A 24,073-nucleotide genomic window follows, 5' to 3' on the forward strand; every position below is an offset into this window, starting at 1 on the left:
ATTTTGGTTGTTGGATTTGGTATTTTTGTTGGACTAAATTATTATTCGTCTAAAACGGATATTCTTCAAAGTATTGTAAGTGGAAAGCAAGAAAGTGTTAAAAATGGAAAAAATTTTTCAGATTTATACTTCAATACCAAGATAGAGAATATTAAAAAAATCGCTGCAAATATTATTGAACATAAAAATGTAAGTGAGGAATATATTGGTTCTTTTTTAGAAAAGATGTTTGGTTTTTATTCTTTTAATGCTATTTATGTTGGGTATGAAAAAGATGGTAGCTTAATTGATGTAGATATTAATTCTAAAGGAAAACATTTTATTTTAAATCAAGAAAAAGATGGTTTTGATGCTAGAGAACGCGTGTGGTATCAAAATGCAAAAAATAAAAATAAGGTAAGCATTTCAGAACCTTTTTTAGATGTCGTAACTAAAAAAATAGCTTTGTCAGTGTCAATTCCGATTGTTATTGATGGGAAATTTTATGGAGTTTTAGCAGGTGAATTTTTTCTAGATGATATACGCAATGCTTTTGGAAGATTAAAAACTACTGCAAGTAATAATGTGTTTTTAATCAATGAAAGAAAGGAAATGATAGCTCATTCTTCTGCTAATATAGATTTTTATGAAGACAATGAAGTTAAAGAAGTGTTAAAAAATTTTGTTAATGTTGCAAGTGTAACTCCAAATGAAACTACTGATTTGATTTTGTATAAACTTAAAGGTCAAGAACGCTTAGCTGTGTGTATTATGGGAGAAAATTCTTTAACTTTGTGTTCTTCTAATGCTTTGAGTGATTATGATGAGGTTTTAAACGGACTTTTAATTACCCAAGTTATATTTGGTGTGATTTTTGTCCTTGTTATTATCGTTATTTTGGGTGGTATGATAGAGCATTTTCTTAAGAAAATTATATTTATTAAAGAAGCTTTAGAAGATTTTTTTGAAAGTTTAAACTACAAAGGCGATATGAAAGATATAGATTTAAATATCAAAGGAAATGATGAATTTGCTATTATTGGTAAAGAAATCAATAATGGTATAAAAAATATCCAAAAGAATTTAAAACAAGACAAGAAGGCTGTGTTTGAAAGTGTTCAAAAGTTGAAAGAGATAGAGCTTGGAGATTTATCTGTTAGAATTGATAATGATCCTATAAATCCTCAACTAATAGAGTTAAAAAATGTATTAAATGAATTACTTGATATTTTAGAAGAGAAAATAGGATCAAACATCAACGAGCTTGATAGAGTGCTTGAAAGTTATAAGGCTTTAGATTTTTCAACACAAGTTGAAAATGCAAAAGGAAGTGTAGAAATAACAACAAATGTTTTAGGTTCAGAAATCAAAAAGATGTTGATTTCTTCTTCTAAATTTGCACATAAACTAACTATACAATGTGAAAAACTAGAAGAATTTATGCAAAAACTTGTTGATGGAACTTATTCTCAATCAAATTCTTTGGAAAAATCCATAAAAGCAGTAGAGCAAATAAACATTTCTATGCAAAATGTTGGAGGTAAAACTACAGAGGTTGTTTCTCAAGCTGAAAATATTAAAGAAGTAGTAAATGTGATCAAGGATATAGCAGAGCAAACAAATTTATTAGCATTAAATGCTGCCATAGAAGCTGCTCGTGCGGGCGAACATGGCAGAGGTTTTGCTGTGGTTGCTGATGAGGTGCGTCATTTGGCTGAAAAGACAGAAAGAAGTTTAGGTGAGATAGAAGCTAATGTAAATATTTTAGTTCAAAGTGTTAATGATGTTTCTATATCAATGCATGAACAAACTCAAAGTATTTCACAAATCAATGATGCGATAATTCAACTAGAAGATGTCACAAAAGAAAATGTAAAAATAGCTAATTTTACTAATGAAACTACTAAAGAAGTAGGGGATATTTCTCAAGATATATTAAAAGAGGTAGAAAGTAAGAAAATTTAATACCAAGGAGCTTATTATTTTGTAATTTTGGTTATAATTTGCACTTTTAAAAAAGGTAGATTATGATTGAAAGAACAAAAATAAGCTCTAATTTTGGTTGGTTTATGGTAATTTTAGGTGGTTTGGTTGAGTGTTTTTGGGTAAGTGGTTTAAAATACTCTACTGAAATTTGGCATTATGCTTTAACAGCTATTGGAGTTTGTATATCTTTTACATGTTTTTTAAAAGCTTGTGAAAGACTTGAAGTAAGTATTGCTTATAGTGTTTTTGTAGGTATTGGCACGGTTGGAGTGGTGCTTAATGAGATGTTTATTTTCAATGAGCCAAGCTCTATTACCAAGCTTACTTTAATAGCCATTTTGCTTTTAAGCATCATAGGCCTTAAAATCATTAGCAAGGAAGCTAAATAATGGAATGGTTCTTTTTGTTTTTAGCGACCGCTTTTGAAATTTTTGGTGTGATTATCATGAAACAACTTGTAAGCACTAAAAATAAGCTTTATCTTTTAGCTTTGATAGTGTGTTTTGCTTTTTCATTTGGATTTTTAAGCCTTAGCATGCAAAGTATTGCTATGAGTGTGGCTTATTCTATATGGACAGGAGCTGGAACTGCAGGCGGGGTTATCATAGGGGTACTTTTTTATAAAGAAAGCAAAAGCTTTTTAAAGCTTTTTTTGATTGCTCTTATCATTGCTTGCACCGTGGGTTTAAAAATACTTTCATAGGCTTAAAATGAAAATATACATTAGCGGCATAGACACAGATGTTGGCAAAACTTATCTAAGTGCTAGAATTTGTAAAGAATTGGGTTTTGATTATTTTAAGCTTATCCAAGCAGGCACGCCAAAAGATAGTGAGGTAGTAGCTGAGTTTAGCCCAAAAACTAAGATTTTCAAAGAAGGTGTGTTTTTACAAACCCCTGCTTCACCGCACAAAGGTAGGATTTTAGAAAATTTAAACTATAAAGCCTTTGATATACAAATTCCACAAAGTGAAAAACTCATTATCGAGCTAGCTGGTGGGCTTTTTTCGCCCCTTGATGATGAAAAAACAATGATTGATTATATGAGTGCGTTTAAGTACCCTATGATTTTAGTCGCAAAAGACTATCTAGGAAGTATCAATCACACGCTTTTAAGCATAGAAGCACTAAAACAAAGAGATATTAAAATCCTTGCTTTAATCTTAAAAACTCAAGATACTTTTAGCAAGGATTTTATAAGCAATTACGCTAAAATTCCTATCATAGAATTTGATGATAAAGTATGCGAAAAACTTTCAAAAATCCTTGAAAATTTCTCTTAAAGACTCCACTACATAATTAATCTCATCTTCATTTATAACATATGGTGGCATGAAATAAATTGTATTTCCAAGTGGTCTTAAAAGCAAGCCTTTTTCTAAAGCTCTTTGAAAGACTTCAAGTCCTGCTCTTTGATATTTGCTTTTTTGTATATCAAATGCACTTACCATACCTAAATTTCTAAAATTTCCTAAAAAGTCAAATTCTTTTAAACTCTCCCATTGAGTTTTTATAAAAGCACTTTTGATTTTATTTTTTGCGATGATATTTTCTTTTTCAAAAATATCCAAAGTCGCATTAGCCGCCGCACAAGCTAGGGCATTACCCGTGTAAGAGTGAGAGTGTAAAAAGGCCTTTTGGCTCTCATAGCTATCATAAAATTTCTCATAAATTTCATCTTTAGTAAGCACCACTGAAAGTGGTAAATACCCACCCGTAATAGCTTTAGAAAGACATATATAATCAATGCTTTGTGAGCAATAATCAAGCGCAAACATTTCCCCTGTGCGTCCAAAACCTGTGGCTATCTCATCAAATATCACTTGCACGCCATAATCTTTAGCAAGTTTAACCGCCTCATCTAAATACCCAAGCTCATACATGTGCATATTGCCCGCACATTGAAGTAAAGGCTCAAGTATAAAAGCACAAATTTCATGATGATGATTTTTTAAAATGCTTTCTAAAATTTCAAGTTCTTTTGTATAATCCTTGCTTGTTGGCGCAGGCGTTGTGATACTTTTTAAAAGTAAAGGCTCATAAGTTTTTTTATAAAGCGCTACATCGCCAACGCTTAATGCGCCTAAGGTTTCTCCGTGGTAAGAATTGCTAAGCGATAAGAATTTATCCTTTTTAGAGCCATTGTTTAAGTGGTATTGAAAGCTCATTTTTAAAGCCACTTCTATGGCTGAACTACCATTGTCTGCAAAAAAGCATTTATCAAAAGGTAAAAGCTTACAAAGTCTTTGTGAAAGCTTTATGATAGGCTCATGTGAAAAACCAGCAAGTATAACATGCTCTAAATTTTGAAGTTGATCTTTGATTTTTTCATTGATGTATTCATTACAATGACCAAAGATATTTACCCACCAAGAGCTAATGCAGTCTATGTAGGATTTTTCATCAAAATCATACAAATATACTCCCTTAGCTTTTTTTATAGGTATTAAAGGTAAAAACTCATGATCGCTCATTTGCGTGCAAGGGTGCCAAATGTGTTTTAAGTCTAGTTCTTTTAAATTCATTTTTGCTTCTTTGATTTTTATTACTAATGATACTACAATTTTTACTCAAATTTATGCTTTAAAATGAAAAAGTATTATTTAGAAAATATTTATATAATTAGCTTTTTTATTTTAAAATTTCAAAAGGAAAATAATGAAAAAAATATTAGTTGTTCTAACAATTTTATTTTTAAATTTTACATACGCACAAGAGGATTTTGTTGAAAAAGGAATTAAAGCCTATGATAGAGGCGATTACCCAACAGCTTTAAAATATTTTCAGCAAGCTTGTGATCAAAATAATAATTATAGTTGTAATAAACTTGGTTTTATGTATGTAAATGGTTACGGTATTAAAAGAGATGTTTTAAAAGCAAAAGAATTGTTTGAAAAAGCATGCGTCTTGAATGATGGTGAAGGTTGTCTTAATCTTGGCTATATGTATTTAAGTGGAGAAAGTATTAAAAAAGATAATTTTAAAGCAATTGATTTTTTTCAAAAATCTTGTGATTTAAATAATGGTTATGGTTGTTTTAGTCTTGCTACTATGTATAAAGAGGGTAAAGGTATTAAAAAAGATAATTTTAAAGCAATTGATTTTTTTCAAAAATCTTGTGATTTAAATAATGGTTATGGTTGTTTAAGTCTTGGTATTATTTATGAATATGGTAAAGGCATCAAAAAAGATATTTCTAAAGCTACAGAATTTTATAGTAGAGCTTGCGATTTAAAAATTGATGCGGGTTGTGGGAACTACGCAAGGCTTAAACAATAATGCAAATTACACAAATTTTAGATGAGTTAAAACAACAAGATAATTTTAGAATTCTACGCTCATTAAAACATGAGGGAAAATATGTTATTTATAATGAGCAAAAATTACTAAATTTAGCGAGCAATGATTATTTAAATTTAAGCAATGAAAAAACATTAAAGCAAGATTTTTTAACACATTTAAAAGAATTTGAATTTTCTAGTTCAAGTTCTAGAAGCTTGAGTGGAAATTATGCGATTTTTGATGAATTTGAAAGCTTTTTAGAAGCTAAATTAGGCAGAAAAATCTTGCATTTTAACAACGGCTATGCCTTAAATGTTAGCTGTTTGCAAGCTTTAGCAAGCATTAAAAATACTTTATTTTTAGCAGATAAGCAAGTGCATGCAAGTATTATTGATGGTTTAAGGCTTGGCGGGGCTAAATTTATAAGATTTAAGCACAATGATATAAAGCATTTGCAAAGCTTAGTGCAAAAGCATTATAAAGAATTTGAAAATATCATCATTGTAAGTGAAGCGCTATTTAGTATGGATGGAGATTTTGCGCCTATAAAAGAATTCATAAATTTGAAAAAAGAATTTAAAAATATTAAAATTTATATTGATGAAGCTCATAGCATAGGGTGTTTTAATGATGATGGTTTGGGTTATGTGAAATTTTTGGGCTTAGAAAAGGAAGTGGATTTTTTAGTTTTTACCTTTGGTAAGGCCATAGCTTCCATGGGAGCTTGCATGATAAGTGATGAAAAAGATTTTTTTATCAACAAAGCAAGGGCCTTTATATACTCAACTGCCATTGCGCCTATCAATGTAGCTTGGACTTTGCATGTTTTTAAGCATTTGCATGAATTTAATGCTCAAAGAAAAGAGCTTTTAGAGTTAAGCACTTGGTTTAAAAATGCTTTAGCAAGTAAAGATGCAGTTTTAGGCGAGGCTTATGTGATATCTTTTATTTTAGGGCAAAATGCACTAGCTAGTGAAATTTCACAAAAGCTTTTAGAAAATGGTATTTTCGCACCTGCTATTAAAGAGCCAACCGTGGCTAAAAATACAGCTAGAATTCGCTTTTCTTTGCATGCTGGTTTAGTGAAAAAAGACTTAGAAAAGGTTTTGGAGGTACTTTGAAAACTCATTTTTTACATGAAAATGCAAATTCATCTGAGTTGATTTTATTTTTTTCAGGATTTTGCTCGCATTTTAGCCATTTTACGCATTTAAAAAGTGATGTAAATGTTTTAATGGCGTATGATTATACGAGTTTTGATTGGGAATTTGATCTTCATAAATTTGAAAAAATCACTCTTGTTGGCTTTTCTATGGGAGTTTGCATAGCGAGTAAAATTTTAAAAGATATGAAATTTGATAAAAAAATAGCCATAAATGGCACAAATTTACCTATAAATGATGAATTTGGGATTAAAGAAGCTATTTTTAAGCTAACGATGAAAAGATTTGCTTTGGAAGATTTTAAAACAAATTTGCTTGAAAAAAGAATGAATTTAAGTGATGAATTTTACTTTGAAAAAAACGAGTATTTAAAAGAAGAACTTTTAAGCTTATATGAGTTTTGCACTAAGGATTTAAATGAAAATTTCACTTGGGATAAAGCCATAATTAGCAAAGATGATAAGATCTTTCCACCAAAGCATGTTTTAAATTTTTTTAAAGAAAAGGCAATGTTTATCGATGAGCCACATTTTGCATTTTTTAAATACCACACTTGGGAAGCACTTTGCAAACTTTCATAAGAGCAAAAAACACATATAGTGCTAACTCGCCAGTGCAAAAAGCCATGGCTAAAGAGCTTTGTAAAATGCTTAGTGAGAATGATTTGAGCGATTTTAAAGCGGTATTTGAGTTTGGCTGTGGAGTAGGGGTTTTTAGTAAGGCTTTGCAAGAGTGTATTAAATTTAAGCATTATTTTTTAAATGATATTTATCCTTTTGAAAATCCTTGTAAGTTTGATGAATTTGGTGTTTTTGATATGAATGAACTTAAAAATCATCATTTTTATACGAAAAAATTTGATCTTATAGCTTCAAATGCTTGCATGCAGTGGCTAAAGATGGATGAGCTTTTAGAAAATTTTGCAAGCATGCTAAATAAAAATGGTATTTTGCTTTTTTCTACTTTTGGAGAAAAAAATTTCACTCAAATAAAACAAAGCACTAATTTATCACTTGAATATTTAACTTTAGAGCAAATTAGGCAAAAACTTTCTAAAAAATTTAAGATTATCAAGGCAAAAGAAGAATTAAAAGAGCTAAAATTTGATCATACTTTAGAGCTTTTTAGGCATTTGAAATTAAGCGGAGTAAATGCTTTGAGTGATAAATTTTTTATAAGCAAGGCATTTTTAAAAAACTATGAAAAAGAATTTCAAAATACCTTGACTTATCATCCTTTATTTTTTCTAGTTAGAAAACTATAATCGCTAATGTTTTAAGTAAAATGGATAGGTAAAAAATATCAAATGGATTAAATTTAATCCATAGTGAAACAATACGCTCATCCATAAGCTTTTTGAGTGTTTATAAGCTAAGCCATAAATCACACCTGCAACACTAGCAAATACAATCATCAAAACACCGCTTTTATAATGCACTAATCCAAAAGCTATGCTTGCGATTAATAAAGCAAGATTGGGGTGAATAAATTGTGTAAGTCTTTGTTGGAGATAACCTCTAAAAAAAGCTTCTTCTACTAAAGCAACTAACAAAAGATTTGAAAATAAAAAATATAAAATCCATGATGGTATGCTTATTTCTAGTTTGATAACACCCAAATACCAAGGCACGCACAGCAAAAGAATAGGAGATAAAAGCAATAAGCTCCATTTTAGCACTGAAGCTTTGGTGTAGTTTGTGTTTTTAAATAAAATAGGAAAAAGTATAAAAAGTATAAAAACCCCTAGTGGCTTGTCAATACTAAAGTAAAGATTAAAAGGTGCGCTATTTGTGCTTGCATAAACTTGATCTAAAACTTTGATGTTATTTACACCAGGGATAAAATGAAGAAATAAAGCTAAAGCATAGATAAATAATGCTATTTCTAATATGAAAATTTTTTTATACTGATACAATATAGCCGTTATAAAAACTAATACATTAATCACTATAAAAGTTATATCTATAATTTTAAATACATATCCCAACAAGACTGAAAAGAGTAAAAAAATATACGAAATTTTGACTTTATCAAATGAAAGCAATATCAAAGAAATAGCCAAAAAAAGATGAGTGCTTAAAGCTAACATATAAAATCCTTGTTTATAATTGATCTAGATATAGTTTTACTACTTCTTCTCTTAGGTAAAGCTTTTTTAAATCATTTACATTTATATATTTAAGACAAAAGCGTAAATTTTGTTACTTTTTATAAAACCTACAATTTGTCTATATTGTTTTAAATTCCAGTTTGTGTTTTTACTTAGCTTGATGATATTTATAATTTTTACCTTTGTAGTGAAAAATTTATTATTATCTTTTATAATACCTTTATTGAGTGTAATTAAGACATTAAAAATTTTAAAGTAGAAGCAGATAAAATGCATTTTATTTGCTTTTTTAAAATCGTTTTATTTTCTTTTCATGAAAAATTTTTTTAATTCTTGTTGATCTCTTATAGCAATGTTTTCTTTGATGATTTTAAATCCTGCTCTTAAAAAGAAATTTTTAGCACTAAGGCTAGCAAAAGTATAAATTTCACTATAAGGGTAGTTTTTAAGAGCAAATTTTAATAAAGCTTTGCCATAACCTTGATGAGCATAGCTTGCATGAGTAAAGCAAAGATCGAGCGTTTTTTCTTCTAAATTTGTACTTATAAAAGATATGATTTGGCCTTTTTCTTCATAAACAAAGCCTAGTTGATTTTGAAATTTTTCCTCCCAAGCTTTTTGGTCTATATTAATCCAAGCATGAAATTGTTCTTTTGTGTAATCATTTTTACAAAGAGTAGATACGCTTTATTTAAAAAGCTTGATACAAGAAGCTAAGTCTTTTATGTTAAGCTTTCTTATCAAGCACTTTCCTTAAAGCCAAAGAAGCTAGAGCAAGTCCAAAAGAAGCTGTTACACCCATAAATGAGCCAAGATCTTTACAATGGGCTTCTTCATCTGAAAATACCACATCAAAATCCCCTTTAAAGCCCGATTTTCTAAGTTCATAGCGGAATTTTTTAGCTAAAGCATCGCCATGTGTTTTAAATATGCTTGTCGTTTTAATACGCGTTGGATCAAGCTTTCTAGCTCCACCGGTTGATGAGATAAAAATTTGCTTTTTCAAATCAAGTAAATTAGCCAAAGCAACCTTAGCAGGTATATCATCAATCGCATCGATGATAAGATCAAATTCACTCAAATTAAAACTTTTCAAAAACTCATCATCGATTTTACTGACTATACCTTTAGCATTGTAAATACGCTCAAAAACCTTAGCTTTTTCTTCGCCTATATTTTCACTATGAAGCTGGCGGTTTTGATTAGTAGTTTCAAATTTATCCGCATCAATTAAAGTTAGATTACTAAAGCCACTTCTAAAAAGCGCATCAACACAAATTCCACCAACTCCACCAAGTCCACAAACTAAAACTTTAGTGTTTTGAATTTTGATAAAATTTTCTTCATTAATAAGCCATTTTATACGCGTGTATCTATCCATTTTTCATCCATTTTTTGAGATTTTTCATTTGTTTATAAGCTGTTAGATCAAGCATTATAGGGGTTATTGTGGCATAGCCTTGTTTTAAAAGTGCTATGTCTGAATCTTTTTCATTTTCATGATCAAGATTAGCAGCAGCTAGCCAGTAGTATTCTACACCTCTTGGATTTGTATTTGAGTGTGCTTTATAGCTATAAATTCTTTTACCTGCTTTGCAAATTTTTAAGCCTTGAAAGGCTGTTTTGCTAGAAGGAAAGTTGATATTTAAAAATTCTTTTTTATCTAAAGGAAAGCCTTTTTCAAAGATATTTTTGACTATTTTTTTAGTAAGTTTTAAAGCAAGTTTATAATCAAGCTCTTTTTGATTATCTTTGTAAAATTGCGATAAAGCAATGGCAGGAATTCCATGAAGCACTGCTTCCATAGCACCTGCGCAAGTTCCTGAGTAGGTTATATCCTCGCCTACATTAGCACCTTTGTTAATTCCACTTATGACAAGATCAGGCAAACGCTTTTTATATAAAGCATGTAAAGCTAGATAAATACAATCTGCAGGCGTGCCATCATCAAGCTTGTAAAATCTTTTTCCAACCTTATGAAATCTTAAAGGCTTAGTTAGTGTTATAGAGTGTGAGCATGCTGATTTTTCACTAGCAGGAGCTACTATGGTAATTTTAGCTTTAAAATGCTTTCTTAGCATTTTTATAAGCTTTTTTAAACCCTCACTTTCATAGCCATCATCGTTTGTTATTAAAATTTCTTTCATGTTTTTTCCTTTTTTTAAATTCTAACACAAGTAATACAATATTTTTTTATTACTAAATTGTTTTTTCATTTTTTAAATATTAAAATTATAGTTTTGATTAATTTTTTAAAGGAAAGAATGATGTCAAAACTTTTACTTTTTAGTGCTTCTGGCTATAAAGATAGCGCTTATTTAAGTCATACTAGAGAATTTATAGATGATTTTTTAAAAGAAAATTCCATGAAAGATGAAGAAATTCTTTTTATACCTTATGCGGGTGTTAGAAGGACTTATGATGCTTATGAAGCTAGAGTAAAAGAAGGCTTGAAAAAAGATAATATCAAATCATTACACCATTTTGAAAATTTAAAAGAAGCGATTTTAAATGCAAGGGTTTTTTTAGTAGGTGGTGGCAATAGTTTTATGCTTTTGCATAAATTATATGAAAATGATTTGCTTGAAGTGTTAAAAGAGTGTATTGAAAAAGGGGCTTGTTATATAGGTTGGAGTGCAGGTTCTAACATAGCAGGCCTTAGCATAAAAACAACTAATGATATGCCTATTGTTATGCCAAAAAGTTTTGATAGTTTAGGGGTTTTTCCTTGTCAAATCAACCCACATTTTATTGGCGGGAAAATTCCTGGACACAACGGAGAAAGTAGAGAAGAGCGTTCGGAAGAGTTTTTATTAACTAATCCAAAAGACATTGTTTATGCTATACCGGAGGGTTCTGCATTAAAAGTGCAAGATGATAGCTTAAAAATCATAGGTTATCATGATGTGTTAAAGCTAAGTCATCCTTTTAATGTAGAATATTTAAAAATCAATCAAATAACTAAAATCTAAAGGAGAAAAATGCAAACTTTTTATCTTTTAGCTGCGATTTTTGGTATTGTGGCTGTGGTTTATTTGCTTATTAAAAAAGTAGAAACAAAAACAGCTTTAATTAGTGTTGGTTTTATTTTATGTTTGATTTCACTTAAGCCCATTGAAGCTTTGAGTGCTTTTACACATGCTATGGTGCAACCTGCTTTGATTAAGGCAATTTGTGCAAGCATGGGCTTTGCTTTTGTGATGAAAGTGACTAAATGTGATAAACATTTGGTTAAAATACTTACAACACCTTTGAAAAATGTAGGATTTTTCTTAATCCCACTTGCTTTTATGGTGACTTTTTTTATCGCTATAGCTATACCTTCAGCGGCAGGATGTTCAGCTGCAGTTGGTGCGACTTTAATACCACTTTTAATGGCTTCGGGTATAAAACCTGCCATGGCAGCAGCAACAGTGCTTTGTGGAACTATAGGAGGAATTTTAAGTCCAGGTGTTTCTCATACGGCTTTGATTTCTGAAATTTCAGGGAAAAATATACAAGAAATTGTTTTAACTCAAACTCCAAATGCATTAACAGCAGGAGTGATAGTGATGATTTCTTTGATGATTATGGCAGTGATTTTTAAAGATTATCAAAAAGGGCAAGTTTTTGAAGTGGCTAATCAAAACAAGACTGAAGATAATATTGAAAAAGTAAATGCATTTTATGCGCTTATGCCTTTAGTGCCTTTGATTGTACTAATTATAGGCGCAAGTCCTTTAAATGATTATGAGTTTTTAACATGGACAAAACAAGTTGGAGTTGCTGAAGCCATGCTTTTAGGGGCGATTATAGCTTTAGTAGTAACTATGAGCAAGCCTGATAATATTTTTAAAGAGTTTTTCAATGGCATGGGAAAATCTTATGCAGAGATTATAGGGATTATCATAGCTGCTAGTGTTTTTGTTGCGGGTTTAAAAGCATGCGGTGTAATTGATATTATCATAGAATGGCTTAAAAATGAACAGCATTATGTGCGTTTTGGTGGAACTTTTATACCATTTTTAATGGCTATGATTACAGGTAGCGGTGATGCTGCTGCTATGGCATTTAACAAGGCTGTAACTATTCATGCTCAAGATCTTGGTTTTGATCAAGTTAAACTTGGTACTGCAGTGGCAATGTCAGCAGTGCTTGGAAGATACCTTTCGCCTATTTTAGGAGCTTGCATTATCGTTTCAGCTATAGCTGGGGTTAGTCCTTTAGAAATTGTCAAAAGAACTGCTTTGGGGTGTGTTGTTTCGGTGGTTGTAATTGCTTTTGTGTTATTATAAATTTAAGCCTTAAAAGGCTTAAATTTATTTTGCGGCTAGGATGATGATTTCTTGTATAACTTTGCTTGCTGCTTTTAAAGATTTAACAGGTAAATACTCATAAATAGAGTGAAAATTATGTGCTCCGGTAAAGATATTTGGACAAGGTAGGCCTTTTTCTGAAAGTACCGCTCCATCGTATCCTCCACGCATAGGAATGATTTTAGTTTTGATATTTAAATTTTCATAAGCTTGTAAAGCAAGTTTAATAGGCAAAGATTTGGTTGTTTTTAGACTATTAAAGACATTTTTATAACGATCGTTAAGTTTAATGTTAATTCTTTCTTCTCCATATAGCTTTTTAAAACTATCGTTTAAATCTTGTAAAAATTGCATTCTTTGTTTGTATTTTTCATCATCAAATTCTCTAATATCTATTTTTAAAATAGTTTTAGCGCTATTTCCCTTGAGTTCTTTAACCCAAAAATATCCTTCTTTATTTTCTGTGTATTCAGGTGCTTCGCCATTTGGAAGCATAGAGATAAATTTATGTGCTAAAAGTAAAGAATTAACTAATTTTCCTTTAGCACTCATAGGATGAGCAGATTTTCCTATAAATTCTACTTCACAATCTCCTGCATTCCAATTTTCATAAATAAACTCTCCTATCTCACAACAATCTAAACAATATCCAAAGTCAGCATTAATTTCTTTTATATCAAAAGCTTTTGCCCCTCTTAAACCTTGTTCTTCATCAGGTAAAAAGCAAGCATAAATATCACCATGCTTAATATCAGGATTTTTAACAAAAAATTCAAGCATATCCATAATAGCTGCAATGGCTGCTTTATCATCAGCTCCAAGCAAGCTTGTGCCATCAGTGTGGATAATATCATCTCCTATGTAGTTTTTAAGCTCTTTAAATTCACTTTCTTTCAAATAAAGATCTAAGTTTTTATTTAAGCATATATCTCCACCTTGATACTTAGTGATTTGTGCTTTGGTGTCATTAGTTTGTTCCATACTTGTATCTAAATGTGCAAAAAAGGCTATTTTAGGAGCATTTGGAGTGTTTGCTGGTAAAAGAGCTGTGGTGATGGTGTTTTCTCTTCTTTTGATATCTTTTAAACCTAGTTCTTGTAATTCTTTTTCAAGTAATTTTGCAAGCTCCATTTGATTAGGACTTGATGGCATAATGCCTTTGGCGCCATTTTCTCTACTTGTAGTGGTATTAATCTTAGTGTAATTTATAAATCTTTGTACAATATCCATAATTTTTCCTTTTTAGATTAAAATTAATAAAATTATAACAATTCATTTTTAAAATATTTGATCAATCTAAGAAGATTTTATTAAATGATATTTTCTATCAAAATTTATTTAAAATTATGATAATATATTTAAATTTATATTTTTTAAGGAGAGAATATGCAAAAACTTAGATTTATGATGATATTGAGCGTATTTATAACTTTTTTTGTTGGATGTTCTTCTAAAGAAATCAATCCTTTAGGGCGTTCTTTTGGAGAATTTAGCGATGGAGATCCTTTGAAAATAGGTAAAAATCCAACTCCACCGGCTAAACAAAAAACACCAACTTTAGTGGAAGGTAAGAAAATCCCAGCTATACCACTTGAGCCACCTCTTATGAAAGTCAATACTTTTAAAGGAGATAATGCTGTAAAAGGACCATTACCAAGGCTTACATCAAGCAATGGATTTACTTCAAATGCTTTGTATGAAAATATAGGATTTGTAAGCGATTTTGTAACTATTATGAACCCAAATGGAGCTGCATTAACGGTTTGGGCTTTAAATCCAGGCAATTGGATATGGGGGTATAATTTATTTGATAGTAAATCTTTTGGTGATGCAAGAGTGTGGCAACTCATTGAATTTCCAAATAATACTGTGATGATTAAAAATGCAAAAACTTTAACTTGCTTAAATGCTTATGGTAATGGTATAGTACATTATCCTTGCGATCAGACAAATTTTGCACAATTTTGGAGATTATATCCTATGAGCAATGGTGCTTATCAAATTCAAAATTTTGCAACACAACAATGTATACAAACGACAGTTGGAAATGTAATGGAGGAATTTTATTTTGACTATTATAGTATTTATTTGACACCTTGTTTGAAATCAAAAGAAAAAAATTTAGATAGACAATGGAGCATTAGTGCGCCTGCTTTTCAAACAAGATCGCCTTATGCTTATACGGGAGAGTGATGATGAAAAAGATAGTATTTTTGATTTTTAGTTTTAATTTATTATTTGCTGCTTTGGAAAATTATAATAGTGGTACTTGGAATTTACAAGGTGCATCAGCTTCTACTGAAAGTAAGTGGAATATTAGTATAAGACAGCTTGTAACCGGTGCTAATCCTATGGATATTTTGGCTGTTCAAGAAGCAGGAGTTTTACCAAGTACTGCTATAATGACGCCAAGACAAGTTCAACCCGTGGGAATTGGCATTCCTATTCATGAGTATGAGTGGAATTTAGGCTCATCAAGTCGTCCAAATTCAGTTTATATATACTACTCAAGAGTTGATGTTGGGGCAAATCGCGTAAATATGGCTATTGTGAGTAGAACGCGAGCTGATGAGGTGATAGTTTTACCACCTCCAACCGTTGCTTCAAGGCCTATTATAGGAATTCGTATAGGAAATGATGCGTTTTTTAGCATACACGCTTTATCAAGAGGTGGTAATGATGCAGGGGCTATTATAAGTGCTGTGGATATGCACTTTAGGAATATGCCACAGGTTAATTGGATGATTTTAGGGGATTTTAACAGACCTCCTGGGACTATTGTAAATTTAATTGATCCGGATTTAAGATCTCGCATTAATATAGTCGCACCTCCTTCTTTTACACAAACAGGTGGCAATACAATTGATTATGCGATTACGGGAAATTCAAGCACTACATCTTTATATAGTCCGCCTAGAATTCTTGCAATCTTAGCTGTAGCAGGACTTAGGACTTTTTTAGCTTCGGATCATTTTCCTGTAAATTTTAGAAGACCTTAGGAGAAGATGATGAGAAAAATTTGTATTTTATTTTGCTTTATTTTAAGTTTTTTAAAAGCTGAAGTTTTATTTGATGATTTAGAAGATTTTACACCTATGTTCGCGATAAGATCTTTAGAAACAGGAATTTCACTTAGTCCTTTTAGATATAGCTCTGAAAAACTAGAAGAGCAAAATTGGTTTTTAAAAGAGATAATTCTTAGCGATGCGTTAAAACAAAAAGATAGATATGCCGTGCAACGCCCTTTTGGCTATGTGCAGTTTATAAACCCTAGAGGTGCTGATGTATGTTTAGCTGTCTTAAGTGAAAAATCTTTTGGAGTGAAATCTTGCAAGCAAGATTTGCAAGATGGGCAAATGCAAACGGTTTTTTCTATCATGCCTACTACAAGTTCAGCTGTGCAAATTAGATCTTTAACTCATGGCGGGGTAAAATGCATGAGTACCTTTTATGAAGCGCGCGTGCCTATAGAAAATCGTTTTGGCTTAGATGATTGCACTGTAAATCCTTCTGTGCCGATAGAGTTAAAAGAGTTATTTTTCTTTGCTCCTGCTATTGTTGAAGCAACTCCGATTTATTAAATTTAACCCGCTTTTGCGGGTTTAAACTCTAAGTTAAAATTTGTTAGAATGTCTTTAAATTTTTGTAGATAATTTTAATAGCCAAAATATAAATCCTACACAGTAGATATATTGAAGGAAAAATATGAAAGTAAAATTAAAAAATGTTGGAATGCTTGATGAGGCAGAATTTGAAGTAGGAAATATTACTCTAATTTGCGGTGAAAACAATACCGGAAAAACTTATGCTACTTATAGTTTGTATGGTTATTTAGATTTTATGAGAATTGTCAGAGAGAATTTTTTTGTTAGAAAAAGAAAACTTTATGATGAAAATTTAAGTAATGACATAAAAGATACACAAGAGCTAAAATTAACCTATATAGATATTAAAAACAAATTAGAAGATCATATAAAAAATAAAACAAAATTATATTCTCATCGCATACTTGTCAAAGTTTTAGCAGGTAAAAATGAAGATTTTGCAAATGCAGAATTTGATGTAGATATGCAAATTTCTTTAGAAAATGTTAAGCAAGCTATAAAGCAGTATTTAGAAAAATTAAATTTAAACAATAGAGCAAAAGCTAAACATATAGTTTATGATGATGGTATTGGTTTTTCTAATTTAAACAAACTTGAATTTGAAGAGTATTTAGAAATATTTTTTGATAATTTATTGAATTATATTTTTATGAAAAATTTTATTTTAAGCGTTGAAAGAACTGGTGCTTCTATTTTTCAAGAAGAATTAGATTTTATTAAAATAGCAAAATTAGAAGCTATGCAAAAAATATTAAAAGAAGAAGATGTTGATTTATTTGAATTTCACAAAAAAATAGAGGAAAAAAATCAACTTTATCCAAAACCTGTAAGAGATAATATAAATTTTATAAGAGACGTAAAACAAAAATCAAAATTAGAAAGTATGTTTAAAAAAGATAAAGATAAATATAAAAATATTTTAGATTTACTAGGAAAAGTAGTAGGTGGAAAATATAAAGCTACAGATTATGGTATTTTATATCAGCCAAAAGGCAGTAAGAAATTTTTTAATATCGAAGTAGCTTCAAGTTCTGCTAGATCTTTGTTGATGTTGTATTTTTATATTTTGCATGTTGCTCAAAAAGGTGATATTTTGATGATAGATGAACCAGAGCTTAATCTTCATCCTAAAAATCAAATTTTATTAGCAAGGCTTCTTGTTCTTTTGGCAAATGCAGGTATTAAAATTTTTATTACTACTCATAGCGATTATGTGGTTAGAGAATTAAATAATTGTATTATTTTAAACAATTTTACAAATGAAAAGATAAAAGAAAATTTTAAAGAATATGATGATAGTTATAAATTATCAAAAAAAGATGTAAATGCTTATATTGCGTTTTATGACAAAAAAAGCAAAAAAAATACATTAAAAAAGGTAGATATAAGCAGTGAAAATGGCATAGATATGGAAACATTTAATGATGTTATCGAACAAACTATAAATATAGATGAAAAAATGGCTAGTATGTTTATGAAAGATTAAAATGGATAATAGTCTTAAAGCATTTAAAGAAAACATAAATCAAAATTTACTTTGTGAAAATATTAAAGAAAGAAATGATGGAAGAACTAAAATTCTAGGTGTAAATTTTACTAAAAACAATGAAGATTTTATAGTAATTAGACAAGAAAATCATCATAAAAGTCAACATACTTTGCTTAATTATTCTAATGAAGAAGATTGGTTGCATAAAACTAATTTATCTTGCGATTTTATAATAGTTTATTCTAAAAATAATAAGGTAAAAATTAGTTTTTGTGAAATAAAAAGTAGTAATACTGACTTAGAAAAAGCAAGATGTCAAATATTATATTCTAAATTATGGCTTGAATATCTTTTTAAATGCTATAGCTTTGCACATAAAGTAGATATAGATTGCTTTACTAAAGCTCTAAATGAAAGTAAATATTTTATGTTATATCCTAGAATAAATAAAGTTAATTTAAAAAAAACTATCGGAAAAGATAATAAAAGAAAATATAAAGAAACAGCAATACAAGATTGTTGTTTATCTGAAAAACATTTTAATGTAAATCCTTATAATTTTATTTAGGAATTTAAATGAAAACCTTTTTAGTTTGTGCTTTAGAGCCTTCAGCAAATTTGCATTTAAAAGAAGTTTTAAAAGCTTATAAAAATGAGTATAAAGAATTTGATTTAATGGGAATTTATGATGAGAATTTATGTGAAGAATTTAGTTTAAATTCCAAGCCACTTTATAGCTCACATGAGTTTAGTGCTATGGGTTTTATAGAGGTTTTGCCACTCATTTTAAAAGCCAAAAGAGCCATAAAAGAGCTAGTGAGTTTAAGTTTTGCTCAAAAAATTGATGCGATTTTATGTATAGATTCTCCTGCCTTTAACTTACCTTTTGCAAAGGCTTTAAAAAAAGCAAATTCCAAAGTAAAAAGAATTTATTATATTTTACCTCAAGTTTGGGCATGGAAAAAAGGACGCATTCCTATCATAGAAAGTCATTTTGATGTGTTAGCTTCTATTTTACCTTTTGATAGTGAGTTTTTTAGTAAAAGCACTTATGTGGGACATCCGCTTTTAGATGAGATAAAAGAGTTTAAAAATCAAGAAGATATAAATTCTATACTTTCAAAAAAAGATGATGAAAAAATCATTGCTTTCTTACCGGGCTCAAGAAAAAGTGAAATAAAGCGTTTGATGCCTATTTTTAGAGAGTTAAGCACTAAATTTAAAGGTAAAAAAATCCTTTGTGTGCCCGAGTTTAATTTAAAAAGATTAGAAATTTACGGGGAAATGAGTAATTTTGAAATTCAAACTAACACCCCAAAGGTTCTAAAAAATGCTGATTTTGCTTTTATTTGTAGTGGCACAGCTACACTTGAAGCAGCTTTGGTCGGTACGCCTTTTGTGCTTGCTTATAAGGCTAAAGCTATTGATGTATTTATCGCAAGATGTTTTGTAAAACTCAAACATATAGGCCTTGCAAATATCTTTTTAGATTTTGCAGGAAAAAGCGAGCTTAATCCTGAATTTTTACAAGAGCAAGTGAATGTGGAAAATTTATATCAAGCTTATCTTAAATACGATTATAAGGCATTTTTTGATAAAGTAGATTTTTTAAAAGAATATTTGCAATTTGCAAGTGCAAAAAATTTAGCTAAAATACTTTATGAAATCAAATAAGGATAAATCATGCAAAAAGAACCTATGAGTAAATACGGCTATGAGAAATTAGAAAAAGAATTAGAGCATTTAAAAAAAGTTGAACGCCCAAAAGTAGTAGAAGAAATAGACATAGCAAGAAGCCATGGAGATTTAAAAGAAAATGCAGAATATCACGCGGCTAGAGAAAAACAAGCTTTTATAGAAGGAAAGATTGCTGAACTTGGAGATTTGATCTCAAGAGCACAAATCATCGATCCATCTTCTTATGAGCATGATAGTGTGAAATTTGGCTCAACTGTTGTTGTAGAGGATTTAGAAAGTGAAAAACAAAGCACTTATACTTTGGTAGGGGTAAATGAAGGAAATTTAGAAAAAGGCTATATTTCCATTAGTTCACCTATTGCTAAAGCAATGCTTGGTAAAAAAGAAGGGGATGATTTTAAAGTGCGTTTGCCAAAAGGCGAGAGTGAATTTGAAATCATTTCTATAGAATACAAAGCTTTGGAATTTTAATTTTTGCAAAAAATAATTATAAAAGAAAATGCTATTTTTATTGCCGATGCGCATGAAAATAAAAATAGGCGTGGTTTTTGGGAGTTTTTGCAAGCCTTAAAAAATAAAAAAATTCAAACTCCACAGCTTTTTTTAATGGGTGATATATTTGATCTTTTAATTTATGAAGTAAAGGCCACGCATGATTTTGCAAAAGCTTATATAGACTTACTTGAAGAACTTGCGTATGAAATTGAAATCATTTATTTAGAAGGTAATCATGATTTTAATTTAGCTAAATTTTTTAAAAAAGTGAAAGTTTTTAGTATAAAACAACAACCCTTGCTTTGCGAATTTCAAGATAAAACCTTAGTAAAATTAGCCCATGGGGATATTTTTTTAAAACCTTTTTTGCAGTTTTGCTTAAAAAGTTTGAGAAATCATTATTTGCTACTTTTTTTAAATTTTTTAAATGTTATTAGTAAAGAAAGAATTACTCAAAAAATTCTAAAAAATCAAAACAAAAAACAACATATTAGAAAAATTCCCCATTTTTCTGCTTTAGTAAAAGAGCGTTTAAAGCACTATAATATAGGCTTTGTAATAGAAGGTCATTATCATCAAGATGTATTTTTAAAAAATGAAGATATAAAATATCTAAATTTAGCTACTTTTGCATACAAGGAAAGTTTTTTTATAGTAAAATATGAGCCAGAAATCAGATTTCACAAAATAGAACTTAAGGAGGCATAATGTTTGATGAGAATGTCGTTAAAACAGGTTCAAATGAAATGGAACTTGTTGATTTTCGCATCTTTAAGCAAGGCCACGATAAAGTCTATGAGGGAATTTATGGTGTAAATGTTTCTAAGGTTAGAGAAATCATTAAAATTCCTTTTTTGACTGAAATTCCAGGAGTACCTGAATATGTAGAAGGTATTTTTGATCTTCGTGGCGTGGTGATTCCTGTAATCAACCTAGCAAAATGGATGCAAATTCAAGAACCAGAAATGACAAATATAAAACCTAGAGTTATCATTACTGAATTTAGTAATGTTTTAATCGGTTTTATTGTCCATGAGGCGAAAAGAATTCGTAGAATTAACTGGAAAAATATTGAGCCAGCTACTTTTGCAACAAGTGCGGGTAGTTTAGATAAGGGTAAAATTACTGGTGTAACTAAGATCGAAGGAGATGAGGTTTTACTTATCCTAGATTTAGAAAGTATAGTGCAAGAACTTGGAATTTATACCCCGCAAACTGATATTGACGATGATAAAATTCAAAAAATCGAAGGTATGGCTTTAGCACTTGATGATAGTTCAACTGCAAGAAAGCTTGTTAAAGATTTATTAAATAAAATTGGTCTTAAAGTAATTGAAGCTAAAGATGGTGTTGAAGGTTTACATAAACTAGAAGAGCTTTATAGTACTTATGGCAGTGATTTAAATAAACATTTAAAAATTATTGTAAGTGATGTTGAAATGCCACAAATGGATGGATTCCATTTTGCAGCAAAAGTTAGAGATGATGAGAGATTTAAAAATATTCCTATCGTATTTAACTCTTCTTTATCAAATGAATTTATGAGTGATAAAGGTGTTAAAGAAGCAGGTGGAGATGGGTATTTAGTTAAATTTAATGCAAGTGATTTCTTTGCTGAAATTTCTCGTATCATAGCAAAACATGAAAAAGGTGAGGAGTAAAAATGGAAGATATTCAAGAAATACTTGAGGATTTTTTAGTTGAAGCCTTTGAATTAGTCGAGCAAATTGATCATGATTTGGTTGAATTAGAAGCAAATCCTGAAGATTTAGAATTATTAAATAGAATTTTCCGCGTTGCGCATACTGTTAAAGGATCGTCAAGCTTTTTAAATTTTGATGTTTTAACAAAACTTACTCATCATATGGAAGATGTTTTAAATAAAGCAAGACATAATGAGCTTAAAATTACTCCTGAAGTAATGGATGTAGTTTTAGAATCTATTGATATGATGAAAACTTTATTAAATTCTATTAGAGATAATGGAAATGATACAGCAATCGGACTTGATATAGCTCCAATTTGTGCAAGATTAACCGCAATTTCAGAAGGAGAAAGTTTAGAATCAATTACTCCGACTAAGGCTGAAGAGCCAAAAGAAGAAGTTAAAGAAGAGCCAAAAGCTGAAGAACCTGAAGTTGATGTAAATAAACTTAGTGATGATGAAGTTGAAGCTGAAATTGAAAGACTTTTAAAAGTAAGAAAAGCTGAAGATCAAGCAAGACGCGCTGAAAAGAAAAAAACTCAAGAATCAACTCCAACTCCAAGTAAGCCAGCTCCACAGGCACAAAATGCAGCAGCTGAGAAAAAGGTCCCTGCAGCAGGTGGTGGAAGCAGTGGTGCAAATATGGATCAAACAATTAGGGTTGAAGTTAAAAGACTTGATCATTTAATGAACTTAATTGGTGAGCTTGTATTAGGTAAAAACCGCTTGTTAAAAATTTATGATGATGTTGAAGAAAGATATGATGGAGAAAAATTCTTAGAAGAATTAAATCAAGTTGTTTCTCAACTTAGTATTGTCACTACAGATATTCAACTTGCGGTTATGAAAACAAGAATGCAACCTATTGCGAAAGTATTTAATAAATTCCCAAGAGTTGTGCGTGATTTAGGCCGTGAACTTGGTAAACAAATGGAGCTTGAAATTTCAGGGGAAGAAACTGAACTTGATAAGTCTATTGTAGAAGAAATTGGCGATCCTATTATGCATATGATTAGAAATTCTTGTGATCATGGTATAGAAGATCCAGCAACGCGTATAGCTAATGGTAAACCAGAAAAAGGAACGGTTAATCTTAAAGCATATAATGAAGGAAATCATATCGTTGTTGAAATTGCCGATGATGGTAAAGGTTTAGATGCTGATGTGTTAAAATCAAAAGCAATAGAGAAAAACTTAATCACAGAGCGTGAAGCTGATCAAATGAGTGATAAAGAAGCATTTGCATTGATTTTCAAACCAGGTTTTTCAACCGCTGCAAAAATCACCAATGTTTCAGGGCGTGGTGTTGGAATGGATGTTGTTAAAACTAATATTGAAAAATTAAATGGTGTGATTGAAATCGATAGTGAGCTTGGAAAAGGCACTGTGATGAAGCTTAAAATTCCACTTACTTTGGCGATTATTCAATCTTTACTTGTGGGAACTCAAGAAGAATTTTATGCTATTCCACTTGCAAGTGTTCTTGAAACAGTTAGAGTGCCAATTGATGATATTTATACCATTGAAGGTAAAAATGTACTTCGCTTAAGAGATGAGGTTTTATCTTTAGTAAGACTTTCGGATGTATTTGGCGTAAAACAAGTGCTTGAAAATACTGATCAAACTTATGTAGTTGTTATAGGTGTGGCAGAAAGTAAGCTTGGTATTATAGTAGATACTTTAGTAGGTCAAGAAGAAATTGTTATCAAGTCTATGGGTGAGTATTTGCAAAATATCCAAGGTATAGCAGGAGCAACTATCCGTGGTGATGGTAGAGTAACTTTGATTATCGATGTTGCTGCTATGATGGATATAGCTAAAGAAATTAAAGTTGATATTAAAGCACAAATTGAATCACAATCTAAAAAAACAACTAAAGAAAAACCAAGTGATTATACAGTGCTTATAGTGGATGATTCTAAAATGGATAGAAATATCATGCAAAAATCATTAGAGCCACTAGGTGTAAGTATTATAGAAGCAACTAATGGTGTTGAAGCATTAAATACAATTAAATCAGGCGAGCATGATATTGATGCTGTGTTGATTGATATTGAAATGCCAAGAATGGATGGTTATACCTTAGCAGGTGAAATTAGAAAATATTCTAAATATAAAAACCTCCCACTTGTTGCAGTAACTTCAAGAACTAGTAAATCAGACCGCTTAAGAGGTGTGGAAGTAGGAATGACTGAGTATATTACTAAGCCTTACTCTCCAGAGTACTTAGAAAATGTAGTTAGAAAAAATTTAAAACTAGGATAAG

At 30.2% G+C, this 24,073-nt stretch carries 25 protein-coding genes and 3 pseudogenes; 21 read left to right on the top strand and 7 right to left on the bottom strand.

Annotated elements, in window-relative coordinates; all coding sequences use genetic code 11:
* Nucleotides 1-225: 225 nt before the first annotated feature.
* The 5 genes and pseudogenes from L8W57_RS07925 to bioD form a co-directional block, all read left to right on the top strand.
* A pseudogene (locus tag L8W57_RS07925) lies at nt 226-729 on the top strand (cache domain-containing protein); the annotation flags it as partial.
* Between the two features lie 690 nt (nt 730-1,419).
* A complete protein-coding gene (locus L8W57_RS07930) occupies nt 1,420-1,944 on the top strand; it encodes a methyl-accepting chemotaxis protein (protein WP_375154850.1) in 525 nt (174 codons plus the stop codon).
* A gap of 62 nt (nt 1,945-2,006) precedes the next feature.
* Nucleotides 2,007-2,354 (top strand): DMT family transporter, encoded by a 348-nt coding sequence (locus L8W57_RS03080; RefSeq protein WP_087699708.1) that lies wholly within the window; start codon nt 2,007-2,009, stop codon nt 2,352-2,354.
* Nucleotides 2,354-2,668, top strand: coding sequence for a DMT family transporter (locus L8W57_RS03085; RefSeq protein ID WP_087699706.1), 315 nt, complete (start codon nt 2,354-2,356; stop codon nt 2,666-2,668). Before L8W57_RS03080 ends, L8W57_RS03085 begins: the two co-directional genes overlap by 1 nt.
* 7 nt (nt 2,669-2,675) lie before the next feature.
* Nucleotides 2,676-3,248, top strand: a complete 573-nt coding sequence (bioD, locus tag L8W57_RS03090) for a dethiobiotin synthase (RefSeq protein WP_263661972.1) — start codon at nt 2,676-2,678, stop codon at nt 3,246-3,248.
* On the opposite strand, the gene L8W57_RS03095 is transcribed toward bioD, so the two are convergent.
* A complete protein-coding gene (locus L8W57_RS03095; RefSeq protein WP_263661973.1) occupies nt 3,222-4,490 on the bottom strand; it encodes an adenosylmethionine--8-amino-7-oxononanoate transaminase in 1,269 nt (422 codons plus the stop codon). The two genes, bioD and L8W57_RS03095, sit on opposite strands and share 27 nt — an antisense overlap.
* A gap of 133 nt (nt 4,491-4,623) precedes the next feature.
* Between L8W57_RS03095 and L8W57_RS03100 the strand changes: the two genes are divergently transcribed.
* Genes L8W57_RS03100 through bioC form a run of 4 tightly spaced genes read left to right on the top strand, consistent with a single transcriptional unit; the run spans nt 4,624 to nt 7,674 of the window.
* Nucleotides 4,624-5,244 carry a tetratricopeptide repeat protein gene (locus L8W57_RS03100; RefSeq protein WP_263661974.1) on the top strand — a complete coding sequence of 207 codons (621 nt, stop codon included), beginning with the start codon at nt 4,624-4,626 and terminating at the stop codon, nt 5,242-5,244.
* Nucleotides 5,244-6,368, top strand: a complete 1,125-nt coding sequence (locus L8W57_RS03105; protein ID WP_263661975.1) for an aminotransferase class I/II-fold pyridoxal phosphate-dependent enzyme — start codon at nt 5,244-5,246, stop codon at nt 6,366-6,368. The genes L8W57_RS03100 and L8W57_RS03105 overlap by 1 nt, the downstream gene beginning before the upstream one ends.
* Complete coding sequence (locus L8W57_RS03110) at nt 6,365-6,991, top strand: pimeloyl-ACP methyl esterase BioG family protein (protein WP_263661976.1); 627 nt, start codon at nt 6,365-6,367, stop codon at nt 6,989-6,991. Before L8W57_RS03105 ends, L8W57_RS03110 begins: the two co-directional genes overlap by 4 nt.
* A complete protein-coding gene (gene bioC, locus L8W57_RS03115) occupies nt 6,976-7,674 on the top strand; it encodes a malonyl-ACP O-methyltransferase BioC (RefSeq protein ID WP_263661977.1) in 699 nt (232 codons plus the stop codon). Before L8W57_RS03110 ends, bioC begins: the two co-directional genes overlap by 16 nt.
* A 3-nt stretch (nt 7,675-7,677) precedes the next feature.
* On the opposite strand, the gene L8W57_RS03120 is transcribed toward bioC, so the two are convergent.
* The 5 genes and pseudogenes from L8W57_RS03120 to surE form a co-directional block, all read right to left on the bottom strand.
* Entirely contained in the window at nt 7,678-8,499 is an 822-nt protein-coding gene (locus tag L8W57_RS03120) for a CPBP family intramembrane glutamic endopeptidase (protein ID WP_263661492.1), read from the bottom strand.
* Nucleotides 8,500-8,512: 13 nt separating this feature from the next.
* A pseudogene (locus tag L8W57_RS03125) lies at nt 8,513-8,820 on the bottom strand (hypothetical protein); the annotation flags it as partial.
* Nucleotides 8,821-9,264, bottom strand: a pseudogene (locus L8W57_RS03130) (GNAT family N-acetyltransferase).
* Nucleotides 9,248-9,901, bottom strand: coding sequence for a ThiF family adenylyltransferase (locus L8W57_RS03135; RefSeq protein ID WP_220566570.1), 654 nt, complete (start codon nt 9,899-9,901; stop codon nt 9,248-9,250). Before L8W57_RS03135 ends, L8W57_RS03130 begins: the two are co-directional and overlap by 17 nt.
* Nucleotides 9,894-10,667, bottom strand: coding sequence for a 5'/3'-nucleotidase SurE (surE, locus tag L8W57_RS03140; protein ID WP_133319525.1), 774 nt, complete (start codon nt 10,665-10,667; stop codon nt 9,894-9,896). Before surE ends, L8W57_RS03135 begins: the two co-directional genes overlap by 8 nt.
* A 120-nt stretch (nt 10,668-10,787) precedes the next feature.
* On the opposite strand from surE, the gene pepE reads away from it, so the two are divergent.
* Complete coding sequence (pepE, locus tag L8W57_RS03145; protein ID WP_263661978.1) at nt 10,788-11,492, top strand: dipeptidase PepE; 705 nt, start codon at nt 10,788-10,790, stop codon at nt 11,490-11,492.
* 9 nt (nt 11,493-11,501) lie between these two features.
* The gene (gene dcuC, locus L8W57_RS03150; RefSeq protein ID WP_263660471.1) at nt 11,502-12,794 is read left to right on the top strand and encodes a C4-dicarboxylate transporter DcuC; all 1,293 of its coding nucleotides are present in this window, start codon (nt 11,502-11,504) and stop codon (nt 12,792-12,794) included.
* Nucleotides 12,795-12,818: 24 nt separating this feature from the next.
* Here dcuC and pepT read toward each other — a convergent pair whose 3' ends face one another.
* Entirely contained in the window at nt 12,819-14,045 is a 1,227-nt protein-coding gene (gene pepT / locus L8W57_RS03155; protein WP_133319528.1) for a peptidase T, read from the bottom strand.
* 156 nt (nt 14,046-14,201) lie between these two features.
* Between pepT and L8W57_RS03160 the strand changes: the two genes are divergently transcribed.
* The 10 genes from L8W57_RS03160 to L8W57_RS03205 all read left to right on the top strand — a co-directional run bounded on the left by L8W57_RS03160 (nt 14,202) and on the right by L8W57_RS03205 (nt 24,072).
* Nucleotides 14,202-15,008: a cytolethal distending toxin subunit A/C gene (locus L8W57_RS03160; protein WP_133319529.1), complete on the top strand. Its 807-nt coding sequence runs from the start codon at nt 14,202-14,204 to the stop codon at nt 15,006-15,008.
* Nucleotides 15,009-15,010: 2 nt separating this feature from the next.
* The gene (locus L8W57_RS03165; protein WP_263661997.1) at nt 15,011-15,814 is read left to right on the top strand and encodes a cytolethal distending toxin subunit B family protein; all 804 of its coding nucleotides are present in this window, start codon (nt 15,011-15,013) and stop codon (nt 15,812-15,814) included.
* Nucleotides 15,815-15,823: 9 nt separating this feature from the next.
* Nucleotides 15,824-16,396 carry a cytolethal distending toxin subunit A gene (locus tag L8W57_RS03170; protein WP_133319530.1) on the top strand — a complete coding sequence of 191 codons (573 nt, stop codon included), beginning with the start codon at nt 15,824-15,826 and terminating at the stop codon, nt 16,394-16,396.
* A 124-nt stretch (nt 16,397-16,520) separates the two neighbouring features.
* Nucleotides 16,521-17,906: an AAA family ATPase gene (locus L8W57_RS03175; protein WP_133319531.1), complete on the top strand. Its 1,386-nt coding sequence runs from the start codon at nt 16,521-16,523 to the stop codon at nt 17,904-17,906.
* Nucleotide 17,907: 1 nt separating this feature from the next.
* On the top strand, nt 17,908-18,477 hold the full coding sequence (locus tag L8W57_RS03180) for a hypothetical protein (RefSeq protein ID WP_263661979.1): 570 nt from the start codon (nt 17,908-17,910) through the stop codon (nt 18,475-18,477).
* An 8-nt stretch (nt 18,478-18,485) separates the two neighbouring features.
* On the top strand, nt 18,486-19,583 hold the full coding sequence (lpxB, locus tag L8W57_RS03185; protein ID WP_263661980.1) for a lipid-A-disaccharide synthase: 1,098 nt from the start codon (nt 18,486-18,488) through the stop codon (nt 19,581-19,583).
* A 9-nt stretch (nt 19,584-19,592) separates the two neighbouring features.
* Nucleotides 19,593-20,078, top strand: coding sequence for a transcription elongation factor GreA (gene greA, locus L8W57_RS03190; protein ID WP_039619215.1), 486 nt, complete (start codon nt 19,593-19,595; stop codon nt 20,076-20,078).
* Nucleotides 20,079-20,081: 3 nt separating this feature from the next.
* Complete coding sequence (locus tag L8W57_RS03195) at nt 20,082-20,810, top strand: UDP-2,3-diacylglucosamine diphosphatase (RefSeq protein ID WP_412175280.1); 729 nt, start codon at nt 20,082-20,084, stop codon at nt 20,808-20,810.
* A complete protein-coding gene (locus tag L8W57_RS03200) occupies nt 20,810-21,763 on the top strand; it encodes a chemotaxis protein (RefSeq protein WP_133319535.1) in 954 nt (317 codons plus the stop codon). Before L8W57_RS03195 ends, L8W57_RS03200 begins: the two co-directional genes overlap by 1 nt.
* A 2-nt stretch (nt 21,764-21,765) precedes the next feature.
* Complete coding sequence (locus L8W57_RS03205; RefSeq protein ID WP_263661981.1) at nt 21,766-24,072, top strand: chemotaxis protein CheW; 2,307 nt, start codon at nt 21,766-21,768, stop codon at nt 24,070-24,072.
* Nucleotide 24,073 lies beyond the last annotated feature (1 nt).

It is taken from the genome of Campylobacter sp. IFREMER_LSEM_CL1890 (genome assembly GCF_025772045.1).
GTDB classification, from domain to species: Bacteria; Campylobacterota; Campylobacteria; order Campylobacterales; family Campylobacteraceae; genus Campylobacter_D; species Campylobacter_D lari_D.